This is a genomic window from Streptomyces sp. NPDC001100 (assembly GCF_053598575.1).
The window spans coordinates 21,162-39,098 of the sequence record NZ_JBSFKO010000026.1 but is presented as its reverse complement, the minus strand read 5'-3'; the positions used below and the strand labels follow the sequence as shown (position 1 = coordinate 39,098).

Genomic DNA, 17,937 nt, shown 5'->3' with positions numbered 1-17,937 from the left:
TGCGGGGTGGCGCGGTCAGTCGCGGTGCCGGAGCGGATTCCTCCGGAGGCCGCCGGTGCGGGTGGTGGGCAGTCCACGGGAGATCCGCTTGACCGGCGGTGTGACGGTCTCGGGGGCCCGACCCCCGGCGAGCGGCTCGCGGGTCGGCTCCTCGCCGTAGACCCCTTGGCCGCGCTTCAGCCAGATGTACACCGGCAGGCCGAGCAGCAGGACGAACAGGCCGTAGTACACGGTCTGGTAGCCACTCCCCTGGATCGCCCAGTACGAGAAGGCCATCGCCAGGACCGAGACGGTGACGTCGCGGGCCAGCCGTCGGCCGGCGATGTTCTCGCGTCCGCGCACGACCAGCCAGTACAGCTGGGCGGCGGCGGAGAACAGGTACGGGATCACGGCCGTGAGCACGCTCAGCAGCACGATCTTGGTGAACACGTCCTCGAAGCGCGTGTAGCTGAACACGGTGATCAGCGAGGCGAGGACCGTCGAGGCGACGATGCCGAAGACGGGAACGCCGTTCTCGCCACGCAGCTTGGCGAAGGCGCCGGGGAAGAGTCCGTCGCGGGCGGCGGCGTACGGCATCTCGGCGCACAGCATGGTCCAGCCGTTGAGGGCGCCGATGCCGGAGACGATGGCGGCCACGGCGACGGTGTCGCCGGCCCAGGTGCCGCCGAGGATGTTGTTGGCGGCGTCGGTGAACGGGGCGGTGGAGGCGCCGAGTCGGCCGTGCGAGACGGTACCGAAGACCGCGAGGGTGCCGAGGATGTAGATGACGGCGCAGGCGAGGGTGCCGTAGACCGTGGCGCGCGGCACGTTGCGGCCCGGCTCGCGGACCCGTCCGGCGACCACCGAGGCGGCCTCCAGGCCGATGTAGCTGAACAGCGCGATGGGTGCGGCGGCCGAGATGGCGCCCATGGCCGACTGGCCGCTCGCGTTGAACGAACCGAAGTTGTGCGGGTCGATGAACAGCAGTCCGATGGTGGCCATGAAGAACAGCGGGACGAACTTCAGCACGGTGGTGAACACCTGGAAGGCGCCCATGTTCCGTACGCCGGTGAGGTTGATCGCGGCGGGTATCCAGAGCCCGATCAGGGCTATGAGGATCGAAATGGCCGTCTTGTGGCCGGTGTTGACGAACACCTCGACATAGCCGACCCAGGCCACCACGATCGCGGCGTTGCCCGCCCAGGCGGTGATCCAGTACGACCAGGCGTTGAGGAATCCGGCGAACTCGCCGAAGGCCTCACGGGCGTAGACGTACGGTCCGCCGCTCGCCGGGACGCGCTTCGACAGCGCCCCGAAGGTCACCGCCAGCGCGAGCGCGCCGAGCGTGACGACGCCGAACGCCACGAGCGAGATCGGCCCGTACGGCGCGAGGGCCGAGGGGAGCGCGAACACCCCGGTCCCGATGATGGTGCCGACCACGAGCGCGCTCGCACCGGAGAGGCCGAGTGCCGCCTTGGGAAGTGACGCGCCGTCACTTCGCTTGGTCCTGGGCATGGTTGTGCTCCCTGTGCGGGGTCGTTACGGACCGGTCGATCCACTCACGATCCTTCTCGGCCCCGGCGCCGGCGATCAGTGGCCGAATATCCCCACCCGGGACCATTGGTCCCCACCGGCACGGCCCGACCGGCCCAGCGGCCGGCCCGCCATTCGCCTGCTGGAGTCGGCAGGTGCCGTTCGGCCCCCAGGAGCAGGGCCGGTCGCCCGATGCCCGGCCGCACCCGGCTCCCTCAGCGTGGACCCACAAGATCGACCCCGTTCCGGCCGAGGACCCCAAGGAGCGCCGGACCCTACCCGTGGGATGGAGAAGATGGCTCCCTTCAAAGACTCCGAGGGATCGCCCACCGGGGCGGCGCCCGGCAAGAGCGTCACCCCGCCCAGGACAGTGACCGTGGGAACGGCGCTGAAGTGGATCGTCCCGGTCCTGGCGGGCCTGGTCGTCTACCTCCTGCCGCAGCCCGACGGAATCAAGTCCGGCGGGTGGGCGGTCCTGGCCGTCTTCACGGCCACCGTGCTGGGCCTGATCCTGCAGCCGCTGCCGCTGGGCGCGGTCGCCCTGGTCGGCCTCACGGTCACGATGATCACCGGCACCCTGGAACCGGACGTCGCGCTCGGCGGCTTCTCCGAGCCGACGATCTGGCTGATCGTCGCCGCGTTCTTCATCTCCCTCGGCTTCACCAAGACCGGCCTCGGCCGCCGTATCGCCCTGCTGTTCGTCCGCGCCCTGGGCCGCAGCAGCCTGGGACTCGCCTACGGCATCACCCTGACCGACCTGGTGCTGGCCCCGGCCACGCCCAGCAACACCGCCCGCTCCGGCGGTGTCATCCAGCCGGTCATCCGCTCGCTGAGCACCAACGCCGGCTCGCACCCCGGGGACGAGAGCCGCCGCACACTGGGCGCCTACCTCACCGTCACCGCCATGCAGATCAACACGGTCACCAGCGCCATGTTCCTGACCTCCATGGCCGCCAACCCCCTGGTGCAGAAGCTCGCCGCGGACCACGGCGTCCACCTCACCTGGACCTCCTGGGCCCTGGCGGCAATCGTTCCGGGTCTGGTCGCCCTGCTGGTGCTCCCGGCGCTGCTGTACCGCGTGTTCCCGCCCACCGTGCGTGCCACGCCGGAGGCTCCGGACCAGGCACGCGCCCAGCTCGCCGAACTCGGCCTGATGTCCCGCCAGGAGTGGACCATGGCAGGGGTCTTCGTCCTGCTGCTCCTGCTGTGGTCGGTGGGCGGCCAGGTCTGGGACCTGTCGGCCACCGTCTCCGCCTTCACCGGCGTGGCCCTGCTGCTCGTCACCGGCGTACTGACCTGGGGCGACCTGGTCGCGGAAAAGTCGGCCTGGACGACGCTGGTGTGGTTCTCCGTCCTGGTCATGATGGCCGGTCAGCTCCAGGAGCTCGGGGTGATCGGCTGGTTCAGCGACACCATGACCAAGGCCACCGACGGGGTGGGCTGGCAGCCGGCGTTCGTGATCCTGACGCTGGTCTACCTCTTCTCCCACTACCTCTTCGCCTCCAACACCGCGCACGTGGCGGCCATGTACGCCGCCTTCCTCTCGGCCGCGATCGCCACCGGCGCACCGCCCGTGATGGCCGCCCTGGTGCTCGGCTTCATCAGCTCCCTGTACGGCGGCCTGACCCACTACGCCTCCGGCCCGGCGCCCGTCCTCTTCGGCGGCGGGTACGTCACCCTCGGCGAATGGTGGCGCACCGGGCTGATCGCCGCGGGCGCCAACATCGCCATCTGGATGGGTGTGGGCGCCGTGTGGCTGAAGGTCCTCGGCCGCTGGTGAGGCCGCTCCCCCATCCGCCTATCGGCCCCAGAGGAACACCAGGACCGGGACCATCCGCCGATGGGCAGGGACCTCCGGCCCCTGCCCGGTCGATCACCCCGTGAGTTGACTCAAGACCAAGGCCGCCACGCTCGCCCCGACCGACCCGGCCCCGCTCTGCGCCCCACACCGTGTCCGGCACGCAGGGTCCTGAACACTGTCGACCGCCCGTGCAACCCGGGCGGCAGAACGGAGGGACGTCATGGCAGACGCTCCGCACGCATCCCACGCCTACCTCGTCGGCGGCGGCATCGCCTCCCTCGCGGCCGCCGCCTTCCTCGTCCGTGACGCGGACTTCCCCGGCGAGCACATCCACGTCCTGGAGGAACTCCCCGTCGCCGGCGGCTCGATGGACGGCAGCGGCGAGCCCGCCGGCTACGTCACCCGGGGCGGACGGATGCTGGAGGAGGAGGCCTACACCTGCCTGTGGAACCTCCTGGAGACGATTCCCACCCTCACCGACGAGACGGTGTCGGTGCGCGAGGAGATCACCGAGTTCAACGCCAAGTGGCCCACCGACGCCAAGGCCCGCCTGATCGGCCGGGGCACCACGATCCTCGACGCCGCCGACTACGGCCTCGACACCCGCGACCGCCTGGAACTGACCCGCCTGCTGGTGCTGCCCGAAGCGGTCATCGGCGCCCGCAGGATCGAGGACTTCTTCTCCCCGCACTTCTTCGCCACCAATTTCTGGACGATGTGGCGCACCACCTTCGCCTTCCAGAACTGGCACAGCGCCATCGAGCTGAAGCGCTATCTCCTGCGCTTCATGCAGGAGTTCCCGCGCATGCACACCCTCGCCGGGGTGCGCCGCACACGCCTCAACCAGTTCGACTCGATCATCCGGCCACTGCGCACCTGGCTTGAGGCCCGCGGCGTGGTCTTCGAGTACGGCGTGCGGGTCACCGACGTCGACTTCACCACCGACGCAGAGGGCGTACGGCGCGCTCGCCGTCTGCACGTCGAACGCGACGGGCAACCGGAGACGTACGAACTCACCGCCGACGACTACGCGTTCCTCACCCTGGGCTCGATGACCGCCGACGCCGCCCACGGCACCGACGACAGCGCGCCGGAACTCGTCCGCGACAAGCGGGACGGCGGCTGGCGGCTCTGGGAGACCATCGCCGCCAAGGCCGACGACTTCGGCCGTCCCACCGCCTTCAACGGCAACGTGGACGAGGCCAAGTGGGAGTCCTTCACCCTCACCATGCGCGACCCGCTGCTCCTGCACCGCATCGAGGAACTGTCCGGCAACCTCCCCGGTACGGGCGCCCTGATGACCTTCAAGGACTCCAACTGGCTGATGTCCGTCGTCGTTCCGCACGCCCCGCACTTCGAGGGCCAGCCCGAGAACGTCCGCACCCTGTGGGGCTACGGCCTGTTCACCGACCGGGACGGCGACTTCGTCGGCAAGCCGATGGCGAAGGCCACGGGCCGGGAGATCCTCACCGAACTCCTCGGCCACCTCGGGATGTCGGACATCGAGGACCATGTCGCGGCGACCACGACCGTGATCCCGGTGATGATGCCCTACATCACCAGTCAGTTCGCCCCGCGCACCGTCCACGACCGGCCCCTGGTGATCCCGCGCGGCTCCGCCAACTTCGCCTTCCTGGGCCAGTTCACGGAGATCCCCGAGGACGTGGTCTTCACCGTCGAGTACTCCGTGCGCGGCGCCATGCACGCCGTCTACGGCCTGCTCGGCCTCGACGAGCGCGGGATACCCGGCATCTACCACGCCCTGGCCGACCCGACGACGGCCTTCGACGTGCTCAGGTCCGCGCTGGCCTGAGTGCGAGCGGATAGGTCAACTGGCCCTGCATTGGGGCTGGTTGACCTTTCCCCGTGTCCACCGCCATGCCCACATTCTGGTGAGCGCGCCGTCGGCCCGCGCGCGGAGGCCGGGGCGGGAAACCCAACGAAGGGAACCGGATCATGACCGACACCGGATCGCTCCTGGCGAAGGTGGTGGGGCCGGAGCACCTGCTCATGGAGGACCACGTTCCCGAGGAGTACGGGCACGACGAGTCGCTGGCCGTCGCGGCCCGGCGGCCGAGGTACGTGGTGCGACCCGCGGCGACCGCCGAGGTCTCCGAGATCCTGGCGGTCGCCGCCACGCAGCGGGTGCCCGTGACGGCACGGGGTTCCGGCACCGGGCTGTGCGGTGCCTGCGTGCCCGCCACGGACGGAATCGTCGTGTCCTTCGAGCGGATGAACCACGTGGTGGAGATCGACGCCGACAATCACGTAGCGGTGGTGCAGCCGGGTGTCACCCTGACCGAACTCGACGACCACGCAGCCGAGTTCGGGCTCTGCTACCCGGTACGCCCGGGTGAGCCGAGCGCGTCGGTGGGCGGCACCGTCGCCACCAACGCCGGCGGCATGCACGCCGTCCGGCACGGCGTCACCCGCCACCATGTGCTCGGTGTCGAGGCGGTCCTCGCCTCCGGCGCGATCGTGCGCAGCGGCGGGAAATACGTCAAGACGAGCACCGGCTACGACCTGACCCAACTCCTCGTCGGCTCCGAGGGCACCCTCGCTCTCGTCACCGAGGCGGTGCTGCGCCTGAAACCCCGCGCCGGGCACGGCGCGACGGTGCTGGCACCCTTCGCGACGGCCGAGGAGATCGCCCGTGCGGTGCCTCGCCTGCTGGCCCAGGGCCTGGATCCGCTGGCCCTGGAGTACGTCGACATGCTCACGATGGCGGCGATGACCGCCCAGCAGGACCTCGGGCTCGGCATCCCGCAACAGGTCCGCGACACGGCACTCGCCTATCTGGTCGTGGTCCTCGAAGGGCAGTCGGCCGAGCGGATCGAAGCCGACGTGGAGTCGCTCGGCGGGCAGTTGCTCGACCTGGGCGCGACCGACGTCTACGTGCTGCCCACAGCGGCGGCGCGCCAGCTGATCGAGGCCCGGGAGCGGGCGTTCTGGGCCTCCAAGGCGGCCGGCGCCGACGACATCGTGGACATCGTGGTACCCCGCGCTTCCCTGCCCCGGCTGCTCGCCGCGGCGGACGTGATCGCCGGGGACAGCGGATCGATCATCACCGGCTGCGGGCACGCGGGGGACGGCAACGTGCACCTCGCGGTCTTCCAGCCGGACGAAAAGCGGCGGGACGAGGTCCTGCGGCGGCTGTTCCGGGCGGGCACGGACCTCGGCGGGGCGATCTCCGGTGAGCACGGCATCGGTACGGCGAAGAAGCGGCACTTCCTGGAACTGGAGGACCCCGCCAAGGTGGAGCTGATGCGCCGGATCAAGCACGCCTTCGACCCCGACGGGATCCTCAACCCCGGCGTCCTCTTCGACTGACCGTATGAAGACCGACCGCATGAAGGGCGGAATCGCCGTGAACGGTGCCCATGCCGTTGCCCGCACTCTCCGGGACTCCGGGGTCGAGGTGTGCTTCGCCAACCCCGGTACCTCCGAACTGCACTTCGTCGCCGCCCTGGACGACGAGCCCGCCCTGCGCGCCGTGCCGTGTCTCTTCGAAGGCGTGGCCACCGGAGCGGCCGACGGCTACGGCCGGATGACCGGCCGCCCCGCCGCCACCCTGCTCCATCTCGGCCCGGGGCTCGGCAACGGCCTGGCCAACCTCCACAACGCCCGCCGGGCCGCCACCCCGGTGGTGAACCTGGTCGGGGACCACGCGACCTTCCACAAGAAGTACGACGCGCCGCTGGAGTCGGACGTCGACGCGCTGGCCCGCACCGTCTCCGGCTGGGTCCGCCGCTGCTCCGACCCCGCCACGGCCGGCGGCGACGCGGCGGAGGCGGTGGCCGCCGCGACCGGTGCTCCGGGGCAGGTGGCCACCCTGCTGCTGCCCGCCGACGTGTCCTGGTCGGACGGGGCCCGACTCGCGCCGCCTGTCACGCCGTTGCCTCCTGCCGCCGTTGCGGAACGGACCGTCGCCACCGTGGCCGCGGTCCTGCGCACCGGCGAGCCGGCCGCCCTGCTCCTCGGCGGGGCCGCCACCCGTGAACCGGCGCTCAGCACGGCAGGCCGGATCGCCGCCGCCACCGGTGCCCGGCTGCTGTGCGAGACGTTCCCGGCCCGCCTGGAACGCGGCGCGGGCCTGCCCGCCGTGGAGCGGCTCGGGTACCTCGCCGAGGGCGCGACGGCCCAACTCGACGGCGTACGGCACCTGGTGCTGGTGGGTGCCCGCGCCCCGGTGTCGTTCTTCGCCCACCCGGGCCTGCCCGGTGTGCTGACGCCGGACGACTGCCAGGTCCACACCCTGGCCACGACGGCCGACGACATTCCGGCGGCCCTGGGCGACCTGGCGGACGCCCTCGCCGCGCACACCCCCGCCGTACTCCGGACCGCCGTACGGCCGGATCCGCCGGCCGGCGCGCTGACCGCCGAGACCGCCGCGACGGCCCTCGGGGCGGTGCTGCCCGAGGGGGTGATCGTGGTGGACGAGGCCAACACCTCCGGCCTCTGGCTCCCCGGGGCCACGGCGGGCGCACCGCGCCACGACTGGCTCACCCTCACCGGCGGGGCCATCGGCCAGGGCCTGCCGCTCGCCGCCGGCGCGGCGATCGCCCGCCCGGACCGGCCGGTGCTGTGTCTGGAGGCCGACGGCAGCGCCATGTACACCCTCTCCGCGCTGTGGACCCATGCCCGCGAGGGGCTCGACATCACGACCGTGATCTTCGCCAACGGCTCCTACGCGATCCTCGGCATGGAGTCCCAGCGCCTCGGTACGCGTGCCGACGGGCCCGCCCACCGCGATCTGCTCGACCTGACCCGGCCCGGCCTCGACTTCGTCGCCCTCGCCCGGGGCATGGGCGTACCGGCGTCGCGCGCGACCACCGCCGAGGAGTTCACGGACCGGTTGCGCGAGGCCCTCGCCGAGCCGGGGCCGCATCTGATCGAGGCGGCTGTGCCGGCGCTGTTCTGAACTGAGCGGCGGCAAGTCGTGCCCGGTGCACGTGTCGGCCGATACGGTCCGCTCGTTACGATCATGGCCCTCGCTCCGCCGACCAGGGGGTCCTGTGACGAACGAAAGGCCCCACACGCCACCATGGCTCAGCATTTGCACGACCAAGCTCCGTCCCGACTCGGCCGGTTCGGCCCCTCCCCGGAGCCGCCCGCGGTCCACGCGAAGGTGCTGCGGGACGAACTCGTCGCGGCGGCCGAGTGGGCCGCCCGATATCTGAGCGAACTGCCGCTGGGACCGGTCACCCGTCCCCTGCCTCCGCAGGTGCGGTCCCGGTTGCGTACCGGAGAACTGCCGCAGCGGGGCGGCGAGTTCGGTGAGGTGCTGGACTTCGTCCGCGACGAGATCGCACCGTACCCGACCGGGAACGGACACCCCGCGTTCTTCGCCTGGGTCAACTCGCCGCCCGCGCCCGCCGGGATCGTCGCCGATCTGCTGGCCTGTGCCGTCAACGCGACCTGCGGCATGGGCGAGAACGCCCTGATGGACCTGGAACGCGGCACCGTGCGCATGCTCGCCGGCCTGGCGGGACTGCCCGAGAGCGCGGGCGGGGTCCTGACCAGCGGCGGCTCGATGGCCAACCTGCTCGCCCTGGCCACCGCCCGCACCTGGTTCCTGACCCGGCGCGGCTCCGCCGACGGCCCCGCCTTCGACCGCGACCACGCCCGCCTCACCGTCTACTGCAGCGACCAGGCACACATGTCCGTCGCCAAGGCGGCCACCTGCATCGGCCTGCCCGCCCACCGGCTGCGCCCCGTCGCCACCGACCCGGACGACCGCCTGGACCCCGTCGCGCTGCGCACCGCGGTCGCCGCCGACCTGGACGCCGGCCTGCTGCCCTTCTGCACCGTCACCACGCTGGGCACCACCGCCACCGGCGCCGTGGATCCGCTCGAACCGGTCACAGAGCTGTGCCGGAGCACGGGGATGTGGCACCACGCGGACGGAGCCTGGGGCGGACTCGGCGCCGCCGTGCCCACCCTGGCAGCCCGGTACACGGGCGTCGGCGGTGTCGATTCACTGACCGTGGACCCGCACAAGACGCTCAGCGTGCCGGTGGGATGCGGAGCGCTGCTCGTCCCGGACCCCGAGCACCTGCACACGGCCTTCGCCCACCAGGCCTCGTACCTCACCGCCGGAGAACCGGACGCCCTGCCCTGGCTGTCGCACGCGACGATCGAGCTGACCCGTCCCGGCACCCGCGCTCTCGGCCTGTGGGCCACCCTGCGCCACCTGGGCCGCGACGGCGTCACCGGGCTCATCGAGCACTACCTGACCCTCGCCGGGGTGTTGCGCGAGCGGATCACCGCCGAGCCCCGGCTCCACCTGCTGGCCGGCGGGCCGTGGCCGGTCGCCTGCTTCCGGGTCACCGACCCCGACGGGGGCGACCCGGACGGCCTGCACACCCGGATCGCCCGGCGCGTCCAGGACGGTGGACGGGCCTACCTCGCCACCGTCGCCGTGCACGGCCGCACCGTCCTGCGCGCCGCCCTGTGCAACTACCGCACCACCGTCGACGACCTCGACCTGCTGATCGGCGAAGTCCTCCACGCCGCCGAGGCCGAGCACTCCGCCCCCGGGACCGGTCGGCCACCGCGACACCGATGACCGCATGGCGAGGCGAGCACAGGCCCCGCGGTCGTGAAGCTGCGACGCTCCTCGACCGACCGGAGAGACCTGTGCTCGCACTGCCTTCCTGGCCGACCCACCGGCTCACCTGCTGTCGCTGCCCCCGGTGATGTCCATGAGCGCAGCGCGCCCCGCCTCCAGCCGTGCCGCCGGGATGCGGAACGGCGAGCAGGAGACGTAGTCCAGGCCCACCCGGTGGAAGAAGTGGATGGACTCCGGGTCACCGCCGTGTTCGCCGCAGACCCCGGTCTCCAGGCGGGAGTTGACGCCGCGGCCCGCCTCGACGGCCAGTTCCACGAGTCGGCCCACGCCCTCCTGGTCGATCGTGTCGAACGGCGACACGGTGAAGACGCCCTTCTCCAGGTACAGCGGGAAGAAGGAGGCCTCGGCGTCGTCGCGGGACAGGCCCCAGGTGGTCTGGGTCAGGTCGTTGGTGCCGAAGGAGAAGAAGTCCGCGTACTCGGCGATTCGGCCGGCGATGAGCGCGGCGCGCGGCAGTTCGATCATCGTGCCGATCGGGCAGTCGAGGGTCGTGCCGGTCTCCTCCTGGACCTCGGCGAGGACCGCTTCCGCCTCGGTGCGCGCCAGCCGCAGTTCCTCGACCGTCCCGACGAGCGGGATCATGATCTCGGCGCGCGGCCGGCCGCCGGCCCGCAGTCGCGCGACCACGGCCTCGGCGATCGCCCGCACCTGCATGGCCATCAGTCCGGGCACGGCCAGGCCGAGCCGGACACCGCGCAGGCCGAGCATCGGGTTCTGCTCGTGCATCCGCTCGACGGCGGCGAGGAGTTCGCGGTCGTGCGGGTCCGGGTGCTCCTCGCGGGCCAGGCGTACGGCCAACTCGGTGCGGTCGGGCAGGAATTCGTGCAGCGGCGGGTCGATGAGCCGGATGGTCACCGGCAGTCCGTCCATCGCCGTGAGGATGCCGGTGAAGTCCTCGCGCTGGAGCGGCAGCAGAGCGGCCAGGGCCTCCTGGCGGGCAGTGTCGTCGCGGGCCAGGATCATCGCCTCGACCAGCGCCCTGCGCTCGCCGAGGAACATGTGCTCGGTGCGGCACAGTCCGATGCCCTGTGCGCCCAGACTGCGGGCGCGTACCGCGTCCTCGGGAGTGTCGGCGTTGGCCCGCACTTCGAGGCGTCGTACGGAGTCGGCGTGGGTGAGGGCGCCCAGGACGGCTTCCGTCAGCGGGCCGCTCGCGGTGCCGGTCTCCAGGGCGCGGCCGACGTCGGAGGCGGTCAGCGGGAGCGCGCCGAGGTGGACGGTGCCCGCGGTGCCGTCGACGGAGACGGTGTCCCCCTCGTGCACCAACACGCCGGATTCCGTGGTGAACTGACGGGCCGTCGGGTCGACGGTGAGGGCTTCGGCGCCGCACACGCAGACCTTGCCCATGCCGCGGGCGACGACGGCCGCGTGGCTGGTCTTGCCGCCGCGGCTGGTCAGGACGGCCTGTGCGGCGATCATGCCGGGGAGGTCGTCGGGGGTGGTCTCCCGGCGGACGAGGACCGTGGCCTCGCCGGCCGCGGCGCGTCGCACCGCCTCGGCGGAGTCGAAGACCACGACGCCCACGGCCGCGCCCGGGGAGGCGGGGACACCGTGGGCCAGGGGCACGTCGGCCGGGGTGGTGTCGAAGCGGGGGAACATCAGACGGGTCAGTTCGGTGCCGTCGACGCGGACCAGGGCCTCGTCCGAGTCGATCGTGCCCTCCTCGCGCAGGTCGTGGGCGATGCGGAAGGCGGCCTCGGCGGTGCGCTTGCCGACGCGGGTCTGCAGGATCCACAGCTTGCCGCGCTCGACGGTGAACTCGACGTCGCACAGGTCGCGGTAGTGCTGCTCCAGGGTGCGCAGGTGATCGCTGAGCTGGACGTACCCGCGCGGGTTGAGCCGCTTCAGTTCGATCAGGGGCAGTGCGTCGCGGACTCCCGCGACGACGTCCTCGCCCTGCGCGTCGGGCAGGTAGTCGCCGTACATGCCGCGTTCGCCGGTGGCGGGGTCGCGGGTGAAGGTGACGCCGGTGCCGGAGTCGTCGCCGAGGTTGCCGAAGACCATCGCCTGGACGTTGACGGCGGTGCCGAGGTCCTCGGAGATGTGTTCGCGGTGACGGTAGACGCGGGCGCGTTCGCCGTTCCAGGAGTCGAAGACCGCGCGGATGGCGCGGGTCAGCTGCTCGGCCGGGTCCTGCGGGAAGTCCTCGCCGGTCTCCTTGCGGATGATGGCCTTGAACTCCTCGGTGATCAGGGCGAGTTCGGCGGTGTCGAGGTCGTGGTCGCCGGTCACCTCACGGCGTGCCTTGTGCGCGGCGATGGCCTCCTCGAACAGGTCGCCGTCGACGCCCATCACGGTGTGGCCGAACATCTGGATGAGCCGCCGGTAGGAGTCCCAGGCGAACCGCTCCTGCCCGGACGCCTTGGCGATCCCGGTGACGGAACGGTCGTTGAGGCCGATGTCGAGGATCGTCTCCATCATGCCGGGCATGGAGAAGCGGGCGCCCGAGCGGACGGACACCAGCAGCGGATCGTCGGGGGCGCCGAGGGTGCGGCCCATCGTCCGTTCCAGTCCGGCCAGCGCGCGTGCCGTCTCGATGGCCAGCTCGGGCGGCTCCTCACCCGTCTTCAGGTAGACCTTGCAGGCCTCGGTGGTGACGGTGAATCCGGGCGGCACGGGCAGCCCGAGCCGGGTCATCTCGGCCAGGCCGGCGCCCTTGCCGCCCAGCAGGGCGGCCATCTCACGGCTGCCTTCGGCGAACTCGTACACGTACTTGGTCGGCGCAGTCATCAGGACTCGGGCCTCTCACTCGTGGGGTACGACGGCCACGGGGCAGCCGACGTGATGGATGGCGGTATGGGTGACGGGGCCGATGCGCGGTCCCGCCGGCCGGTCGGTGAGGTGCCGGCCGACGACGAGGAGGCCCGCCTCGGAGGCGGCCCGGAGCAGCGCGGACTGTGCCCGGCCCTCCGCGACCGTCTCGGCGACCTCGACGCCGGGGTACTTGTCGCTCCACACCTGGAGTACGGCGGACAGGAAGCCGTGCCATTCCTCGGCTCGCTGCGGGCCGCTCACCAGGCCGATCTCGCCGGGGCCGAGCCCCAGCGGGGACGGCGGCCGCCAGGCGTGGACGGCGCGGAGCCGGGCGCCGCGCACCCGGGCCGCCTCGAAGGCGAACTCGATCACCGCGTCGCAGGGATCGCCGAGGTCGACGCCCAGGACCACGTCCCGGTAGCCGGTCAGGACGGAGCCGCGTCCGTCGCCCGCCGGAAGGTGCTCGTCGGCGGCCTTCTCGTCCGCCCGCACGAGCACCACGGGATGCGTGGCGCGAGCCACCACGCCCTGCGCGACCGAGCCCACAAGGAGCCCGGTGAACCCGCTCAGGCCGCGTGAGCCCAGCACCAGCAGCTCCGCCTCCTCGGCCGCCCTGAGCAGGGCGGCGGTCGCGGGACCCCCCACCTGCTCCTCGTACGGGCGGACCTCCGGGGCGACGGCATGGCACCTCGCCCTGGCCTGTCGCAGGACGCGGCCCGCCTGCTGCCGCTGGGCGGCCGTGACGGGTTCGCCGTCCTCCTGGCGCGGATGCCAGTTCCAGACGTGCACGAGCCGCAACGGCAGGTGGCGGCGTGCCGCCTCCCGGGCGGCCCAGTCGGCCGCGGCGAGACTCTCCGCGGAACCGTCGACTCCGGCGATGACGGGCGGAAGCATGGTCCGCACCTCCTGCGCTCGGTCAGCTCCTCCCCTCCAGGGTCGTCCCGCGCTCCGGCCGCAGGTATGGGCCGCCAGGTCTCCACCCGAGGTCCGTTCGGCCCCAGCACACGCCCGCCCCGGACCGTCATGGTGGAGGGGCCACGGACCTGGAAGGCGGCACACCATGGAACGAGTGATCATCGCCGGAGTCGACCGGTCGGCACGCAGCCGTGTCGCCGCGGACTGGGCCGCACGCGAGGCGCTGCGGCGCGGACTGCCGCTGCGGGTGGTGCATGTGGCACCGCCGGAGAACCTCGACCCGGTGGAGCACTGGCCCTACCGCCCGGACACGGTGGCGGACCACGTGGTCGCCGAACTCACCGCCCGCCACCCGTCGTTGACCGTCCGGGCGGTGAGCCTGGCCGGGGCGCCCGTCCCCGAGCTGCGGGCGGCGAGCGCGCGGGCGGAACTGGTCGTGCTCGGTCTGCGTGGCGAGAGCCAGCACGCCCGGATGCCCCTGGGCTCGACCGCGGCGGAGCTGGCCACCGGGTGCGCCGGACCCCTCGTGCTGGTGCCCGGGACCCTCGCGGGGCTCGACGTGCCCGGTCACACGGACGCCGTGACCGTGGGGGTCGACGCCCGGGACCCGTCCGGCGGCGCGCTCGCCTTCGCCTTCGAGGCGGCCCGGCTGCACGGTGTCCGGCTGCACGCGGTGCACGCCTGGGCACTTCCCGCGAGCGCCGCCGCCTCGCTCCTCCCGCTGTCGGAGCAGGAGCGGGCCGCCCGCGAGGACCACGAGGAGGACCTGCTGTCCGACGCGCTGCGGCCGTGGCGCGGCAAGTACCCGGACGTCGAGGTCCGGGCGGACGTGCTGCTGTTCCCGCCGGCCGAGGCCCTGGCCCACGCCTCCGAGACGTCCGGACTGGTGGTGCTCGGCCGGCACATCGCCCCGGGCACCACCGCACTGACCCTGCTGCGGCACGCGCGCTGCCCCGTCGCCGTCGTTCCGGCCTAAGGCGGGTCGGCCCCGGCGGATGGGTCGTTCGGCCCCTGTGGAGCCGGGCCGCGGTGGCGCACGGTGAAAGCCATGAGGACGCGTACGCGCATCGCCGTGATCGGGGTCGGGAACGAGTTCCGGCGCGACGACGGCGTCGGCTGGGCCGTGGTCGAACGGCTCCGGGAGCGGGCCGGGGACGGTTCGTTTCCGCCGGACACCGTGTTCGCGGCCTGCGACGGCGACCCCGGCCGGCTGATCGGGCTGTGGGAGGGCGCCGCGCTCGCCGTGGTCGTCGACGCCGCCCACGCACACCCGGCGACTCCCGGCCGCGTCCACCGGCTCGAACTCGACGCGGGACGCCTCGACCGGCCGCAGACGACCAGTTCGCACGGGCTGGGTCTCGGCGAGGCCGTCGAACTGGCCCGGGTCCTCGGCCTCCTGCCGGACCACCTGGTGGTCTACGCCGTGGAGGGCGCCGACGGTTCGTTCGGCACCGGTCTCTCCCCCGCCGTCGAGGCCGCCGTGGACCCGCTCGTGACAGCCGTGGGGGACGAGCTCGTACGGCAGCGGAACGCGACGGCCGAGGGGCGGCGGTCATGATGATGCGGCGATTCCGCGTGGACGGCACCGTCCAGGGCGTCGGCTTCCGGCCGTTCGTGTACCGCACGGCGGCCGAACTCGGCCTCGACGGCTGGGTCGCCAACGTCGACGGGCACGTGGAGGGCGAGGTCGCCGGACCGCCACCCGCCATCGCCGAGTTCGCTGCCCGGCTGCGGGCCACCGCCCCGGTCCTGGCACGGGTGCGCAGGGTCCAACTGGCCGACGCCACGCGGCAGTCGGCGTACCGTCCCGGCTTCCACGTCCGGCACAGCGCGCCCGCGCCCACCGGTCGCACGGCGCGCGAGGTCCCGCCGGACGCGGCGATCTGCGCGGCCTGTCTGCACGAACTGCGCGATCCCATGAACCGCCGGCACCGCTACCCCTTCATCAACTGCACGGACTGCGGACCACGGGCCACGATCATCGAGGACCTGCCGTACGACCGGATCCGCACGACCATGAACCGCTTCCCGATGTGCCCCGACTGCGCGGCCGAATACGCCGACCCGGCGGATCGGCGCTTCCACGCCGAGCCCATCGCCTGTCCCGTGTGCGGTCCCGAACTGGCCTGGGAGGAACTGCGTGGTGAGGCGGCCCTGCGGTCGGCGGTCAAGACCGTCGCCGGGGGCGGGATCGTCGCGCTGAAGGGGCTCGGCGGCTACCAGCTGGTGTGCGACGCGGGCGATCCGGCGGCCGTGGCGGAGCTGCGGCGGCGCAAGCACCGCCCGGCGAAGCCGTTCGCCGTGATGGTCGGGGACCTCGGCGCGGCGGCCCGGCTGGCGCGGATCGGCGCCACCGAGCGGGGCATCCTGACCTCTCCGGAACGGCCGGTGGTCCTCCTCGCCCGCCGCGAGCGGAACGGCGCCGACCCGCTCGCGCCCGAGGTGCATCCCGGGCTCCACCACATCGGACTGTTCCTGCCCACCACCGGCCTGCACCACCTCCTGCTCGACGAGCTGAACCGGCCGCTGGTGGTCACCAGCGGCAACCTCGGCGACGAGCCGATCACCATCGAGGACGACGAGGCCCGGCGCACCCTGGCCCGTGTCGCCGACGGCTTCCTCACCCACGACCGGCCGATCCGCTCCCGCTACGACGACTCGGTGGTGCAGTGCGCCGGCCGCACCCGCATCACGGTCCGCCGGGCCCGCGGCCTGGCCCCGTCCCCGCTGCCGCTGAACGTGTGCGAACCGGTCGCCGGGGTCGGCGCGCAGCTGAAGCACACGTTCACGCTGGCCGCCGACGGGCGGGCCCATCTCGGGCCGCACACGGGCGACTTGGCGGACCTGGCGACCCACGAGGCGTTCCTGGCGTCGTACGAGCACCTCAAGCGGCTCACCGGTATCGAGCCGGTCGTCCTCGCGCACGATCTGCATCCCGGCTATCTGTCCACGCAGTGGGCGCAGGCACAGCAGGTGCGCCGAGTCCCGGTGCAGCACCATCACGCGCACGTGGCCGCCTGCGCGGCCGAGCACGGGGTGCGGGGTCCGTTCCTCGGGGTCGCCTACGACGGGCTCGGGCTCGGCGACGACGGCACGCTGTGGGGCGGCGAGATCCTCGTCGCCGGTCTGAGCGGCTACCGCCGCGTGGGCAGGTTCGCGACCGCGCCGCTGCCCGGTGGCGACGCGGCGGTACGCCGTCCCGCCCGCACGGCCCTCGGGCGGCTCCTCGGCGGGGAGACCCTGGGCACCCCGCTCCCCTACTCGTGGCTCACCCGGTCCTTCACCGACCGGCTCGATCCGGCGGAGGTGGACATCGTGCGGGCCATGGTCGCCCGGGACGTCAACTGTCCGCTCACGTCCAGCGCCGGTCGGCTCTTCGACACGGTAGCCGCGCTGCTCGGTGTGTCCGACCGGGTGAGCTACGAGGGCGAGGCCGCCGTCCTGCTCGAAGCGGCGGCGGGCGACGAGCACGCCGTACCGCTCGCCCACCGTGTCGTACGGGCGCAGGGCCTGTGGGTGTACGACCCCGCGCCCACCCTCACCGACCTGCTGGAACGGCAGGCCGACGGGGAGCCGGTGGCCCGGCTGGCCGCCGCGTTCCATGTGACGCTCGGGCTGGTCACCGCGGAGCTGGTGGCACGGGCGGTGGCCGAGGGCGCACCGCACACCGTCTGTCTCGGCGGCGGCTGCTTCGTCAACCGGCGGCTGCTGACCGAGGTGAAACGCCGGCTGCACGCGCAGGGACTGCGCGTGCTCGTCGGCGGTCAGGTCCCGGTCGGGGACGGCGGAATCAGCTACGGCCAGGCGGCGGTCGCGGCCGCGCGGCTGGCCGGGGAGAGGTGAACGCGCATGTGCCTGGGCATACCGGGACGGATCCTGGAGATCCACGACGACGCGGGGCTGCGGATGTCCACGGTCGACTTCGGCGGCATCCGGCGCGAGGTGTGCCTCAGCTGTACGCCCGAGGCGGAGGTGGGGTCGTACGTCATCGTGCATGTCGGTTTCGCGATCACGCAGGTCGACGAGGTGGAGGCGCGGCGCACGCTTGATGTGTTGCGGGCGATGGCGGGGGCGGTGGAGGGGGAGCTGGGGGAGCCGCTGCCGTAGCGCACGGCTGGGTGCGGCGGGGGAACTGCGGGTCGTTTCGAGGCCGCGGGCCGTCCGTGGCCGGTCGCGCCGCTCCCCGCGCCAGCGCTCCGCTGGATGGAGCCGGAGAACTGCGGGTTGTTTCGAGCCCGCGGGCCGTCCGTGGCCGGTCGCGCCGTTCCGCGCGCCAGCGCTCCGCTGGATGGAGCCGGAGAACTGCGGGTTGTTTCGAGCCCGC

General features: G+C 72.8%; 12 protein-coding genes. 9 read left to right on the top strand and 3 right to left on the bottom strand.

The window, feature by feature from the left end:
• Positions 1-15: 15 nt before the first annotated feature.
• On the bottom strand, positions 16-1,494 hold the full coding sequence (locus ACWDEW_RS31725) for an APC family permease (protein ID WP_450517283.1): 1,479 nt from the start codon (positions 1,492-1,494) through the stop codon (positions 16-18).
• A gap of 313 nt (positions 1,495-1,807) precedes the next feature.
• On the opposite strand from ACWDEW_RS31725, the gene ACWDEW_RS31720 reads away from it, so the two are divergent.
• The 5 genes from ACWDEW_RS31720 to ACWDEW_RS31700 all read left to right on the top strand — a co-directional run bounded on the left by ACWDEW_RS31720 (position 1,808) and on the right by ACWDEW_RS31700 (position 9,881).
• Complete coding sequence (locus ACWDEW_RS31720) at positions 1,808-3,292, top strand: anion permease (protein WP_450517281.1); 1,485 nt, start codon at positions 1,808-1,810, stop codon at positions 3,290-3,292.
• Between the two features lie 241 nt (positions 3,293-3,533).
• Positions 3,534-5,126 carry an oleate hydratase gene (locus ACWDEW_RS31715; protein WP_450517279.1) on the top strand — a complete coding sequence of 531 codons (1,593 nt, stop codon included), beginning with the start codon at positions 3,534-3,536 and terminating at the stop codon, positions 5,124-5,126.
• 143 nt (positions 5,127-5,269) lie between these two features.
• A complete protein-coding gene (locus tag ACWDEW_RS31710; RefSeq protein WP_450517278.1) occupies positions 5,270-6,643 on the top strand; it encodes an FAD-binding oxidoreductase in 1,374 nt (457 codons plus the stop codon).
• Positions 6,644-6,647: 4 nt separating this feature from the next.
• Positions 6,648-8,234: an acetolactate synthase large subunit gene (locus ACWDEW_RS31705; RefSeq protein WP_450517276.1), complete on the top strand. Its 1,587-nt coding sequence runs from the start codon at positions 6,648-6,650 to the stop codon at positions 8,232-8,234.
• Positions 8,235-8,357: 123 nt separating this feature from the next.
• Entirely contained in the window at positions 8,358-9,881 is a 1,524-nt protein-coding gene (locus tag ACWDEW_RS31700) for a pyridoxal phosphate-dependent decarboxylase family protein (RefSeq protein ID WP_450517274.1), read from the top strand.
• 105 nt (positions 9,882-9,986) lie between these two features.
• Here the strand turns inward: ACWDEW_RS31700 and ppdK are convergent, their stop codons facing one another.
• Both ppdK and ACWDEW_RS31690 read right to left on the bottom strand, forming a co-directional pair.
• The gene (ppdK, locus tag ACWDEW_RS31695; RefSeq protein ID WP_450517272.1) at positions 9,987-12,674 is read right to left on the bottom strand and encodes a pyruvate, phosphate dikinase; all 2,688 of its coding nucleotides are present in this window, start codon (positions 12,672-12,674) and stop codon (positions 9,987-9,989) included.
• Between the two features lie 15 nt (positions 12,675-12,689).
• On the bottom strand, positions 12,690-13,592 hold the full coding sequence (locus ACWDEW_RS31690; RefSeq protein WP_450517270.1) for a universal stress protein: 903 nt from the start codon (positions 13,590-13,592) through the stop codon (positions 12,690-12,692).
• A gap of 166 nt (positions 13,593-13,758) precedes the next feature.
• Here ACWDEW_RS31690 and ACWDEW_RS31685 point away from each other — a divergent pair, with 166 nt between their 5' ends.
• From ACWDEW_RS31685 to ACWDEW_RS31670, 4 genes are all read left to right on the top strand, one after another.
• Positions 13,759-14,589: a universal stress protein gene (locus ACWDEW_RS31685; RefSeq protein ID WP_450517268.1), complete on the top strand. Its 831-nt coding sequence runs from the start codon at positions 13,759-13,761 to the stop codon at positions 14,587-14,589.
• A gap of 72 nt (positions 14,590-14,661) precedes the next feature.
• On the top strand, positions 14,662-15,171 hold the full coding sequence (locus ACWDEW_RS31680) for a hydrogenase maturation protease (protein ID WP_450517266.1): 510 nt from the start codon (positions 14,662-14,664) through the stop codon (positions 15,169-15,171).
• A complete protein-coding gene (gene hypF, locus ACWDEW_RS31675; RefSeq protein WP_450517264.1) occupies positions 15,168-17,456 on the top strand; it encodes a carbamoyltransferase HypF in 2,289 nt (762 codons plus the stop codon). Before ACWDEW_RS31680 ends, hypF begins: the two co-directional genes overlap by 4 nt.
• Positions 17,457-17,462: 6 nt before the next feature.
• On the top strand, positions 17,463-17,720 hold the full coding sequence (locus ACWDEW_RS31670) for a HypC/HybG/HupF family hydrogenase formation chaperone (protein WP_399122826.1): 258 nt from the start codon (positions 17,463-17,465) through the stop codon (positions 17,718-17,720).
• Positions 17,721-17,937: the final 217 nt, after the last annotated feature.